The organism is Maribacter sp. Asnod2-G09 (assembly GCF_045063795.1).
Taxonomy (GTDB): domain Bacteria; phylum Bacteroidota; class Bacteroidia; order Flavobacteriales; family Flavobacteriaceae; genus Maribacter.
The window spans coordinates 765055-777356 of the sequence record NZ_JBEFOA010000004.1; the positions used below are offsets into that span (position 1 = coordinate 765055).

Below are 12302 nucleotides of genomic sequence, written 5' to 3' on the forward strand. Positions count from 1 at the left end.
GTATTACGCTATAAAAAGCACTAAGCTCACCAATATTTTGCGAGACTTCGAAAACTATTCTGCAAATTAAAGGGAAGACAACCGTCAAATTTACAATCACTTAGACATATCGTATTGAAATATAAACTACCTTCTCTGAGATCATATCACAAATTAGTTCTCAAATGAAAAATATTATGCATGCATAGTATTGTTTAGTTGATATTTTAGAATTAAATTATAGCCTTTGTAACAATTTCAGATAAAAAATGAAGTTTTATAACAAATACAGATAAACACTAACCATTAAATACAGTACCAAAAAATGAAAATTAAAAAGGTTTTAGTAGCCAATCGAAGTGAAATTGCAATTCGTGTATTGCGCGCCTGTTCTGAACTGAACATTAAAACAGTTGCCATTTACACCTATGAAGACCGCTATTCACAACACCGAAATAAAGCAGATGAATCTTATCAAATTGGTGAAGACAATCAGCCTTTAAAACCTTATTTAGACATTCCGCAGATTATAGCTTTGGCAAAGGCTAAAAACGTAGATGCCATTCACCCAGGTTATGGTTTCTTATCTGAAAATTCTGAATTCGCAAGACAGTGTGCCGCCAATGATATTATTTTCATTGGTCCTGACCCAAAAGTAATGGATGCCCTAGGTGATAAAATAACCGCCAAAAAAGTTGCTGTAAAATGTAATGTTCCTATCATTGAAAGCAATAAGAAAAAATTGACCTCGCTTAAAGTTGCGCTATCCGAAGCAGCAACAATTGGGTATCCAATAATGCTAAAAGCTGCCTCTGGTGGTGGTGGTCGTGGTATGCGTATCATAAGAAAAGACGAAGATCTAGAAATGAATTTCGATTCTGCTAGAAATGAAGCATTAAACGCTTTTGGCGATGACACCATGTTTCTAGAAAAGTATGTAGAAGATCCTAAACATATAGAAGTACAAATAGTTGCCGACAACCACGGTAATATTCGCCATTTACATGAGCGCGATTGCTCTGTGCAACGTCGTCACCAAAAAGTAGTGGAGATAGCCCCGTCACACAATGTAAGTGAAGATGTAAAACAGAATCTTTACAAATATGCAGTTGACATTGCCAAAGAGGTAAACTATAACAATATTGGTACGGTAGAATTTTTGGTTGACCCTAATGATAATATTTATTTTATTGAAGTAAACCCAAGAATACAAGTAGAGCATACCGTTACCGAAATGGTTACGGGTATTGACTTGGTTAAAACTCAAATATTCGTCGCAGGAAATTATAAGTTAGACAGTCAGCAAATCAAAATATATGGTCAAGAAACCATTGCCACTTATGGTTTTGCATTACAATGTCGTTTAACTACAGAGGATCCAGGTAATAATTTTACTCCCGATTATGGCACGGTAACTACGTATAGAAGTGCCTCTGGTATGGGAATTCGTTTAGATGCCGGTAGTATTTACCAAGGGTATCAAGTGAGTCCATTTTTTGATTCGATGTTAGTAAAAGTATCATCTCACGGTAGAACCTTAGATGGTGCTACTCGTAAAATGGTACGTGCATTAAAAGAATTTAGAATTAGAGGGGTTGAAACCAATATCCATTTTCTACAGAATGTAATTCAGCATCCTACATTTAAAGATGGTAAGGTAACTGTCAATTTCATTCAGAATACTCCTGCCCTATTTAAGATAAAATTACCGCAAGATAGAACATCGAAAGTGGTAAACTTTTTGGCAGAAGTAATTGTAAACGGTAATTCTGATGTCAAATATATTGATGAGAACAAAGTTTTCAGAAATCCGAAAGTTCCAAAATTCAATGCGTTAGAAGCACATCCGAAGGGAACAAAAGATATGCTGACCGAAATGGGTCCTGAGAAATTTTGTGCGTGGTTAATGGATGAAAAGAAAATTCATTACACAGACACCACCATGCGCGATGCGCACCAATCATTATTAGCAACAAGAATGCGTACATACGATATGTTGCGTGTTGCAGAAAGTTATGCGAAGAATCACCCAAACACCTTTAGTATGGAGGTTTGGGGCGGTGCAACCTTTGATGTTAGTATGCGTTTCTTACATGAGAGTCCGTGGACACGATTACGAGAACTTAGAAAAGCGGTACCGAATATATTGTTTCAAATGCTACTTCGTGGATCAAACGGAGTTGGGTACAAAGCATACCCTGACAACTTAATTGAAAAATTCGTTGAGAAGTCTTGGGAGAACGGCGTTGATATTTTTAGAATTTTCGATTCGTTGAACTGGGTAAAAGCGATGGAACCAAGTATTAATTATGTTCGTAATAAAACTGGCGGTATTGCCGAAGCAGCTTTAAGTTATACTGGCGATATATTAGATGTCAACGAAACAAAATACAATCTAAAATACTATACGCAACTAGCGAAAGATTTAGAAAATGCAGGTGCACATATGATTGCTATAAAAGATATGGCAGGTCTATTAAAACCATATGCTGCTACTGAATTGGTTTTAGCGTTAAAAGACACGGTAAAGTTGCCAATACATTTACATACGCATGACACCTCTTCGTTACAGACGACAACATACATGAAAGCAATTGAAGCCGGTGTTGATGTGGTTGATGTCGCTTTAGGCGGATTATCAGGATTAACTTCTCAGCCGAACTTTAATTCGGTAGTTGAGATGATGAAAGGTCAGCCACGAGCACATGAGTTCGATATGCCGAAATTGAATCAATTTTCTAACTACTGGGAAGATACAAGAGAATTGTACTATCCTTTTGAATCGGGATTAAAAGCGGGTACGGCAGAGGTATATTCACATGAAATACCTGGTGGACAGTATTCGAATTTGCGACCACAAGCAACTGCTTTAGGTTTAGGTGACCGATTTGAAGAAGTAAAAACGATGTATGCCGAGGTAAATAAACTCTTTGGTAACCTTATTAAAGTAACACCGAGTTCAAAAGTGGTTGGTGACATGGCGATATTCATGGTAACCAACGATTTAACTACTGAAGATGTTATGACACGTGGCGAAGAAATATCTTTCCCAGATTCTGTAATTAACTTCTTCATGGGAGATTTAGGTCAGCCAGTTGGTGGATTCCCTAAGAAACTTCAAAAAATTATTCTTAAGAACAAAAAGCCATACACGAACAGACCAAATGCACATTTAGCACCAACAGATTTTGACAAGGAATTTAAAGCCTTTAAAAAGAAGTTTCAAAAAGGCTTTACACGTGCTATTGAAATGGAAGATTTTCTTTCATACACCTTATACCCAAAAGTGTTTGAAAAAGCACATGAAAATTATAAGCTGTATGGCAATTTAGCATTGGTACAAACCAAGCATTTCTTCTACGGAATGAAACTTCGTGAAGAAACCTTAATTGAATTAGAACCGGGTAAAACAGTTATCGTAAGGTTGCTTTCTGTCGGTATACCTAATGAACAAGGTATGCGAACTGTATTCTTTCAGGTAAACGGAGAGAATAGGTTTGTTGATGTTCTAGATACTTCTTTAAACCTTAAGATCGAATCGAATGAAAAGATAGATCCGACAAACGATGATCAGATTGGAGCGCCGTTACAAGGGTCTTTGTACAAAGTTTTGGTCAAAAAAGGTCAAACCATAAAAGAGAACGATCCTTTATTTGTAATTGAAGCCATGAAAATGGAAACAACGGTTACTTCTTTTAAAGCAGGCACCGTTACTTCTGTGAGTTTAAAAGAAGGCAGCATGGTAAAACAAGACGATTTGATTGTGACTATTGAATAGCAATTGAAATCTATATAATGTATTTAAAAAGCCACCTCTAGAGGTGGCTTTTATATTTCTGGAAAATGTAGCAGTAAAACTAGTTTTTAACCAAGAAATCACATTTTTTCAAACTTCAAAATCATTTCGTTTGACTTTTTATTATCAGGTTCCAATTCTAACGCTTTTCTATAATTATTTAAAGCCTGTTCAATTTGCATATTTTTAAAATAAGCATCACCTAAACCACTATAAGATTTACCAGTAGGGTATTCAGAAACCATTAACTTATATACTAAAATAGCCTTCTCTAATTGATTTTCGTTTAAAATTCTTGACCCTAAAAAACCAAGCACTTCTTCAGATTCACTAGGTAATTCTGAGATTAATAATTCTAGTATTTTTATAGCCTCATCATTTTGATCTTTTTCGAATAATTTATATGATAAGCGTGCCAGCTCCCATTTATCTAAGAAATTATAAGTATCAAAACTAGAATCTTTCAACTTTCTATAAAAAGCAATTCCTTCTTCGACATCATTATACGTCTTTTCACGAATAGTTAAATACACAGATTTTTGGGGAATTTGAAAATCTTCATCTTTTAAAATATGAATTATAGCATCACTTATTTCACCAATTTTTAAACTCTTGCTATTTGTCATCAAAAATATAGAAGTTCTATCTTGAAGATTAAAATGAACAATAGATTCATAACTTAAAGATGAACCATGGTGTTCATAATTAATTAAATCGTTGTCTAAAAATTTACCAGTACCTAACGCAGACTGACTTTCATCTGAATAGGCTTTAAAAAGTGAATGTAAAGATTCCTTAGAAATAATTTTATAAGACATTAATTGGGACGTCCAGGAGGCAAGATCTTCGATTGTCGGGCAAACCCAGCCAGACATTTTAAGTTCCAAATCGTCATCATTGACGCTATCGCTATTAAAACCTCTAGCAAAGTCTGAGTTATGATATTGGTGATCAATTACCGAACTATCCATACCTAATGGATCTAAAATATCCTGCTGTAAAAACTCATTGAAAGTTTTACCCGTTATCTTTTCTACTATTCGTCGTTGAATAAATATATTATTATTGCTATACAGATATCCTGAACCTGGCTCAAATGCTAATGTACTTAGGCTTTTTAAATTTGCATTTATATCATCATCACCATGTATATTTTCCCAATCAATGACGGGCAAGCCACTACTATATTGTAAAAGATTTTTGATGGTAACTTTATTAGACCAATCTGAATATCCTAATTCGAATTTCGAAATTTTGTCATCAAGATGTATTAATCCTTTTTCCTTAAGCATCATAATGGCGACTGCGTTGAACTCCTTAGAAATTGAGCCAATATCGAAAATTGATTTTTCACTAAGCAGTTTGGTTTTGCTTCCATCAGAAAAACCTTTTGTTACTCTATAAATTATTTCCCCATCCGATATAACTAATGCGTTACCATTGAAAATACCACGTTGGTAACAGACCTCTAGCAAAGAATCTATTTGGCTTTTATGATTATTTTGACCTTGTGTTTGAAAAGTAAAAAATACAAACAAAACAAAAAAGGAGAGAAAAGACAGCTTCTGCATAATAAAATGATTGATTGATTGATTGATGAATTAACTAAAAGATGCTTTTTATAGCTATTTGTTACACTCCAAACCATAAAACCCTGTAATAGTTAATCTCCATAAAATTATAAAAAAGCAATATCTGTGAAGTCTGTTATTATTCGCATCTTTGCAGCTGCTATGCGCTAGTAAAAGTATGTTCAGAAAAATCACATTTTTAATTCTACTATTTACTGCATTTTGGGGACATTCTCAAAATGCACAACTATCTCCATTATCAAAAATTAGTTTATTAACCGTAGGTACTGGTGAAGATTTAGCAGCCAAATTCGGACATAGTGCTATTAGACTGCAAGATCCAACTTTAGGCATCGACGAAGTTTACGGTTACGGTACGTATGATTTTGAGGATCCTAATTTCTATTTAAATTTCACTAGAGGTAAGTTATCATACACCATTTCTAGAATTCCTTTTAAGTATTTCGATTACTCATACCAACAAGAAAAACGCTGGATCAGAGAGCAAGTTTTAGATGTAGACTTAGAACAACGCAACCAGATTGTCACTTTTCTAGAGCACAACCTACTGCCAGAAAACAAGAAATACAAGTACGATTTCTTATTTGATAATTGTGCTACGAGAATACCCCTGGTATTTGAAAAAACTTTAGGGAGCACATTTAATTTTGATTACGATTATTTAGAAAATCAACTCACATTTAGAGAGTTGATTCGGTTGAAGTTGAATCCGAATTCATGGTCCAATTTCGGTATTGACCTTGCGCTAGGTTCCGTAATTGACAGGGAAGCAACGCCTTACGAGCATTTGTTCTTACCAATTTATGTGTATGAACAAATGAAACATACCACACTAGACGGTAAGCCGATAGTCAAAAAACAATCTGTTATTTTAGATATTCCAGAACAAGAATATCGCTCTTTAATATTTCTAACTCCTTTATTTTGGCTTAGTATTCTGCTAGTTCTAGTTTGCTACATTACCTATACCGATTATAAAAACCTGCGAAGAAATAAATGGTTAGACTTCGGACTGTTCGCAGTTACGGGGTTAGCAGGAGCTCTAATTCTTTTTCTGTGGTTTGGTACAGATCATTTGGCTACCAAAGCAAACTTTAATTCGCTGTGGGCATTTGCCCCGAATATAGTTATAGCATTTATGATGATTAAAAAGCAGATTCCGGCATGGATGATCACTTACATCATATTTTTAACCATATTATTAGGGATCACTTGTATACTGTGGATATTTAAAATTCAAGTGTTTTCCATATTATTAATCATCGTATTACTAGCATTAGCTATTCGTTATTTATATCTGATCTATTATTTTAAAAGTAAGCATCTAACGAAAAAATAAAATCAAGTTACTTTACATGAATCTACTTACCGTTGAAAATATTTCGAAATCCTATGGCGAAAATGTTCTTTTTGAAAACCTATCTTTTGGTATCAATAAAGACCAAAAAATTGCTTTAATCGCTAAAAACGGTACAGGAAAAACTTCTATACTTAATATATTGTCAGGAGCCGACACTCCCGATTCTGGTCAGGTCAACTATCGTAAATCTACACGTGTTTCCTTTTTGGCTCAAGAACCGGTAATGGATCCGAACTTAACTGTAGAAGAAACTATTTTCGCTTCAGACAATGAAGTATTGACTGTATTGGCCAATTACGAAAAGGCATTACTTAACCCCGAAGATGCAGATGCCTACCAAAAAGCCTTTGATGCGATGGATCGTTTTGAAGCTTGGGATTTTGAAACACAATACAAACAGATTCTTTCGAAGCTAAAACTAGATGACTTAGATGCCAAAGTAGGTAAACTCTCTGGTGGACAAAAGAAACGTTTGGCACTTGCCAATGCCCTAATTAACAAACCAGACCTTTTAGTTTTAGATGAACCGACCAACCATTTAGATTTAGAAATGATCGAATGGCTGGAAGAGTTTTTTGCTAAAGAAAACATGACCTTATTTATGGTAACGCACGACCGTTACTTTTTAGAGCGTGTATGCAATGAAATTATTGAGTTAGAAAACGGAAAGCTTTATCCATATAAAGGAAACTACTCCTACTACTTAGAAAAGAAGGAGGCCCGTATAGAGCAAGAAGCTACAGAGCAGCATAAGACAGAATTACTATTTAAAAAAGAGTTAGATTGGATGCGTAGGCAACCAAAAGCCCGTACAACGAAATCTAAATCGAGAATAGATGACTTTGCCGTCATTAAAGACAAGGCAAGTCAGCGTAGAAAAGACCACCAAGTTCAGCTAGAGTTAAATATGGAACGCGTAGGAAGTAAAATTCTTGAACTTCATAAGATTTCTAAGTCCTTTCCTAACAAACCTATTCTAGACAAATTTGAATATGTTTTTCAAAAAGGAGAGCGAATTGGTATCATTGGTAAAAACGGTACCGGCAAATCTACCTTCTTAAATATATTAAGTGGTCGCGACCAACCAGATAGCGGTAAAGTAATTGTAGGTGAAACGATCAAGTTCGGTTATTACACCCAAAAAGGAATTGAAATAAAAGAAGGTCAGAAAGTAATTGATGTTATTCGTGAGTTCGGTGATTATATTCCGCTAATGAAAGGCAGACAGATTTCTGCACAGCAATTATTAGAACGTTTTCTATTCGACAGAAAAAAGCAATACGATTTCGTTGATAAACTAAGTGGTGGTGAGCGAAAGCGACTATACTTATGTACCATATTAATTCAGAATCCGAATTTCTTAATATTAGATGAGCCTACCAACGATTTAGATATTGTAACACTAAATGTATTGGAAAGCTTTTTAATGGATTTTCAAGGATGTCTAATGGTAGTATCTCACGACCGTTACTTTATGGATAAGATTGTAGATCACCTATTTGTATTTAGAGGTGATGCGGTTGTAGAAGATTTTCCAGGTAACTATTCAGATTACAGAGCATACGAAGACAGTCAAGTATTAGAGAAACGCGAACAGAAAGAAGTTCAAAGTGCCCCTAAAACTAGTTGGAAAGAACCAGATGCTTCTCCGAAAATATCTTACGCAGACCAACAGGAGTTTAAAAAATTGGAGCGCGAAATTCAAAAATTAGAAAAGAAGAAGGTTACGCTACAAGAGAAGTTTACCGATGACTCATTAAGTGGTGATGATATTAAAGACCTAGGTATAGAACTTAAAGAAGTAACCGATACTATTGAAAGCAAGACTGAACGTTGGTTTGAGCTTTCAGCATTAATGGAAGGCTAGACCCCATTAACACGTTAATTTCCGAATACATTTTACAACTACATTAACTGTAGACGAATGATTTTTACCATTCGTCTATAGTTAAATGCTGCCCGACTACGAGCGGCGAAATAGGTTTGTTCATCCCTGTACTTTAGCAGTGTAAAACAAATATTATGAAATCAATTATTCTTTTAACCGCTCTTTTCTTCTCTACTTTCTTGGTACAAGCGCAAGCTAACAACGAGAATGTTTCTCTAGAGATCGAAACTATACAAGTAGAGATGGTTCAAACAATTGAAAGTAATGATATCGTTGTTCCAACAATCGAAACTAAAAACACAATCGAAGTTGCTAGATTGTACAAGAACAAAAACAACAGAGTAATCAAGGCTTTAAAATTCACAACAAAATTAAATAGCGCTAAACTTTCTTAATTCTATTTTCAAATATCCTTTTCGTCCCAAATCTTATACCTACCCCATTTCTTACCATTACCTACTTTTAAATACAAACTCAAAAAGCAAGTTCAAGTTCAAGAATCAAATACAAACTCAAAATTAAAAATCATATTCTAATAACCATTCAACCTTATAGTATACATGCTATCAATAGTTAGCTTATAACAAAAACATAGCTATCAACACCAATACCTACGGTAATTGAGTACCCTATTAAGTTCTAGATCCGTCTCCTATTTCACCTTCTATGAATTTAATAACCGAAGTCTATTTACCATTCGTCTATAGTTAAATGACGCCCAACGACGAGCGGCAAAATATGTTTGTTCATCCCTGTACTTTAGCAGTGTAAAACAAATATTATGAAATCAATTATTCTTTTAACCGCTCTTTTCTTCTCTACTTTCTTAGTACAAGCGCAAGCTAACAACCAGAATGTTTCTTTAGAGATCGAAACTATACAAGTAGAGATGGTTCAAACAATTGAAAGTAATGATATCGTTGTTCCAACAATCGAAACTAAAAACACAATCGAAGTTGCTAGATTGTACAAGAACAAAAATAACAGAGTAATCAAGGCTTTAAAATTCTCTACAAAATTAAATAGCGCTAAACTTTCTTAATACAATTATAAATACTCTTTTCGCCCCAATCTTTTACCTACCCCATTTCTTACCAAAACCTACATTTTAAGTTCAAGTTCAAAAATCAAACTCAAGTTCAAGTTCAAGTTCAAGTTCAAGAATCAAATGCAGGTTCAAAATTTAATACTAAATCGAATTCATTCTCAGGTCAACATAACCATTCAACTGTATATCAATATATTTCTGTAATAGTTAGTTTCGGTATAATTCAGAAGTAGGCAACATCAATACTTAAGGTTACTGAGCTTGCTATCACATGTTATATCTGCTTCATTTTTCACCTTCTATGAATTTAATAACCGAAGCCTATTTACCATTCGTCTATAGTTAAATGACGCCGAACTACAAACGGCAAAATATGTTTGGGCTTGCCTGTACTTTAGCAGTGTAAAACAAATATTATGAAATCAATTATTCTTTTAACCGCTCTTTTCTTCTCTACTTTCTTGGTACAAGCGCAAGCTAACAACGAGAATGTTTCTTTAGAGATCGAAACTGCACAAGTAGAGATGGTTCAAACAATTGAAAGTAATGATATCGTTGTTCCAACAATCGAAACTGAAAACACAATCGAAGTTGCTAGATTGTACAAGAACAAAAACAACAGAGTAATTAAGGCTTTAAAATTTTCTACAAAATTGAATAGCGCTAAACTTTCTTAATACTGTTTTAAAGACCCTTTTCGCCCCAATCTTACTCTTACTCCACTTCTTACCAGTACCTACATTTTAAGTTCAAGTTCAAGAATCAAATACAAACTCAAATTCAAAAATCAAACTCAAGTTCAATGACAATCTTTACTTTTGCCAAAATTTGAAAAAGTAACTAGTGTTTCGTTTTATATCTCATATTAAATTTATTCTTACTTCAAACAATCAGCACGGAATTCATTCCCCTTTCGTGTATGATTATATTACCAAGTGCCTTTATCAGAAAAAAGAATTAAAGCTTCCGGCAACTCTAAAGGTGCTTATTAAGAGTATTGCCTATTTTAAATATGATTCCATCTATTTAATAGGAGATTATAAAGCATCCGAAGAAATTATAAAACAACACTACGCAAGCATTTCAATCACAGAGCATAGTGCCGATATTATCGTTTGTAGCATATCTGACTTTAGCGACACTTATATAGATATCAACACTTTGTCAAATGATTGTATGTTACTTTTAGATGGCATACACACCAGTAGTGAAAACTTTAAAACATGGAAACTTCTTAAAGAATTAAAGCACGTTCGTGTTTCTATAGATATGTTTTATTGCGGAGCCCTATTTTTTAGAAAAGAACAAGTAAAGGAAGATTTTAAAATACGGATATAAACCAGTAATTTTAGACTAAAGCAAATTTTTAATGAGCAGTAATACAATTTATATTACCCTAGGTGTCGTTTTCGCTATTTACTTAGCTATACGTATTACCAGTAAAGGTAAATCTAGCGAGCGAAAATCAAGAAAATTCATGGGCGATTACGAACGTAAGGACAAGAAGGAGAATTAACCTTTCAAATTTTTTACCACAATAATTCTCACTATCTATTATCAAATAATCTACACCCCTACTTTCTACAATTTATAAAATGAAAATATATACCAAAACAGGAGATGACGGCACTACCGGACTTTTTGGAGGCACCCGTGTACCTAAACATCATATTCGTATTGACAGTTATGGTACGGTCGATGAATTAAATTCTTGGCTAGGTCTGATTAGAGATCAAGACATCTCACCAATTTACCAACAACAACTTACAGCAATTCAAGAACATTTATTTGCTGTAGGCGCTATTTTAGCTACGGATCCAGAAAAAGAAATACTCAAAAACGGTCAAGAGCGATTAAAAATTACGAAGGTAGGTACTACTGAAATCAATTTTTTAGAGCAGGTTATAGATGAAATGGATAGTCAATTACCACCTATGACTCATTTTATTCTTCCGGGTGGTCATACAACAGTGTCATACTGTCATATTGCCCGTACGGTTTGCAGAAGAGCTGAACGAATTTCAACTTTATTATTTCAAACCGAGCCATTTGATAAAAATGTGCTATCTTTTATCAATAGGCTTTCAGATTATCTTTTTGTATTGGCACGAAAATTATCTCATGATTTACAGGCGGATGAAATAAAATGGATTCCTAAAAAAAAGGACTAATAATTCTGTAATTTATTCGTTATCAATAAACAAATGCAAAAAAAGTACGAGATAAATATGAAATTTATTATTAATTTCTTTGCTGTCTCAATTTAAAAATTACTTTTGCAAAAAATTAAAATTAAACAATTACTATGTATTGGACATTAGAATTAGCATCTTATTTAAGTGATGCACCTTGGCCGGCAAGTAAAGATGAGTTAATAGATTACTCCATCAGAACTGGAGCCCCTCTTGAAGTCGTAGAAAATTTACAATCTATGGAAGAAGAAGGTGGCGAAATATATGAATCTATCGAAGAGATCTGGCCTGACTATCCAACGGAAGAAGACTACCTCTGGAACGAGGACGAATATTAATATTCGATATCATAATAACTACTAAAAAGTCTCTTCGGAGGCTTTTTTTTTATGTAATTTTGGCAGGTTATTAGGTTAAACTGTCCAATTATCAAGACTGGAATACCTT

11 protein-coding genes are annotated in these 12302 nt (G+C 34.1%); 10 read left to right on the top strand and 1 reads right to left on the bottom strand.

Going from position 1 to position 12302, the window contains the following annotated elements; all coding sequences use genetic code 11:
* The first annotated feature begins 304 nt into the window (after positions 1-304).
* Complete coding sequence (locus ACJJVT_RS10330; RefSeq protein WP_405398450.1) at positions 305-3757, top strand: pyruvate carboxylase; 3453 nt, start codon at positions 305-307, stop codon at positions 3755-3757.
* Positions 3758-3855: 98 nt separating this feature from the next.
* Here the strand turns inward: ACJJVT_RS10330 and ACJJVT_RS10335 are convergent, their stop codons facing one another.
* Positions 3856-5250, bottom strand: a complete 1395-nt coding sequence (locus ACJJVT_RS10335) for a serine hydrolase (RefSeq protein WP_405398452.1) — start codon at positions 5248-5250, stop codon at positions 3856-3858.
* 274 nt (positions 5251-5524) lie between these two features.
* Between ACJJVT_RS10335 and ACJJVT_RS10340 the strand changes: the two genes are divergently transcribed.
* From ACJJVT_RS10340 to ACJJVT_RS10380, 9 genes are all read left to right on the top strand, one after another.
* Positions 5525-6706: a DUF4105 domain-containing protein gene (locus ACJJVT_RS10340; protein ID WP_405398454.1), complete on the top strand. Its 1182-nt coding sequence runs from the start codon at positions 5525-5527 to the stop codon at positions 6704-6706.
* Between the two features lie 16 nt (positions 6707-6722).
* The gene (locus ACJJVT_RS10345) at positions 6723-8594 is read left to right on the top strand and encodes an ABC-F family ATP-binding cassette domain-containing protein (protein WP_405398456.1); all 1872 of its coding nucleotides are present in this window, start codon (positions 6723-6725) and stop codon (positions 8592-8594) included.
* A gap of 155 nt (positions 8595-8749) precedes the next feature.
* Positions 8750-9010, top strand: a complete 261-nt coding sequence (locus tag ACJJVT_RS10350; RefSeq protein ID WP_405398458.1) for a hypothetical protein — start codon at positions 8750-8752, stop codon at positions 9008-9010.
* A gap of 386 nt (positions 9011-9396) precedes the next feature.
* Positions 9397-9657 carry a hypothetical protein gene (locus ACJJVT_RS10355; RefSeq protein WP_405398460.1) on the top strand — a complete coding sequence of 87 codons (261 nt, stop codon included), beginning with the start codon at positions 9397-9399 and terminating at the stop codon, positions 9655-9657.
* Between the two features lie 422 nt (positions 9658-10079).
* The gene (locus tag ACJJVT_RS10360; protein ID WP_405398462.1) at positions 10080-10340 is read left to right on the top strand and encodes a hypothetical protein; all 261 of its coding nucleotides are present in this window, start codon (positions 10080-10082) and stop codon (positions 10338-10340) included.
* A gap of 166 nt (positions 10341-10506) precedes the next feature.
* Entirely contained in the window at positions 10507-11001 is a 495-nt protein-coding gene (locus ACJJVT_RS10365; protein WP_405398464.1) for a hypothetical protein, read from the top strand.
* 31 nt (positions 11002-11032) lie between these two features.
* Positions 11033-11179 (top strand): hypothetical protein, encoded by a 147-nt coding sequence (locus tag ACJJVT_RS10370; protein WP_166638546.1) that lies wholly within the window; start codon positions 11033-11035, stop codon positions 11177-11179.
* A gap of 79 nt (positions 11180-11258) precedes the next feature.
* Complete coding sequence (locus ACJJVT_RS10375) at positions 11259-11834, top strand: cob(I)yrinic acid a,c-diamide adenosyltransferase (protein ID WP_405398466.1); 576 nt, start codon at positions 11259-11261, stop codon at positions 11832-11834.
* A gap of 134 nt (positions 11835-11968) precedes the next feature.
* Positions 11969-12193 carry a DUF2795 domain-containing protein gene (locus ACJJVT_RS10380; RefSeq protein WP_027064442.1) on the top strand — a complete coding sequence of 75 codons (225 nt, stop codon included), beginning with the start codon at positions 11969-11971 and terminating at the stop codon, positions 12191-12193.
* Positions 12194-12302 lie beyond the last annotated feature (109 nt).

Excerpts from the sequence above, each read along its gene's own strand:
- ACJJVT_RS10330 (WP_405398450.1), top strand. The coding sequence starts at position 305 with ATGAAAATTAAAAAGGTTTTAGTAGCCAATCGAAGTGAAATTGCAATT.
- ACJJVT_RS10340 (WP_405398454.1), top strand. The coding sequence starts at position 5,525 with ATGTTCAGAAAAATCACATTTTTAATTCTACTATTTACTGCATTTTGG.
- ACJJVT_RS10345 (WP_405398456.1), top strand. The coding sequence starts at position 6,723 with ATGAATCTACTTACCGTTGAAAATATTTCGAAATCCTATGGCGAAAAT.
- ACJJVT_RS10350 (WP_405398458.1), top strand. The coding sequence starts at position 8,750 with ATGAAATCAATTATTCTTTTAACCGCTCTTTTCTTCTCTACTTTCTTG.
- ACJJVT_RS10355 (WP_405398460.1), top strand. The coding sequence starts at position 9,397 with ATGAAATCAATTATTCTTTTAACCGCTCTTTTCTTCTCTACTTTCTTA.
- ACJJVT_RS10360 (WP_405398462.1), top strand. The coding sequence starts at position 10,080 with ATGAAATCAATTATTCTTTTAACCGCTCTTTTCTTCTCTACTTTCTTG.
- ACJJVT_RS10370 (WP_166638546.1), top strand. The coding sequence starts at position 11,033 with ATGAGCAGTAATACAATTTATATTACCCTAGGTGTCGTTTTCGCTATT.
- ACJJVT_RS10375 (WP_405398466.1), top strand. The coding sequence starts at position 11,259 with ATGAAAATATATACCAAAACAGGAGATGACGGCACTACCGGACTTTTT.
- ACJJVT_RS10380 (WP_027064442.1), top strand. The coding sequence starts at position 11,969 with ATGTATTGGACATTAGAATTAGCATCTTATTTAAGTGATGCACCTTGG.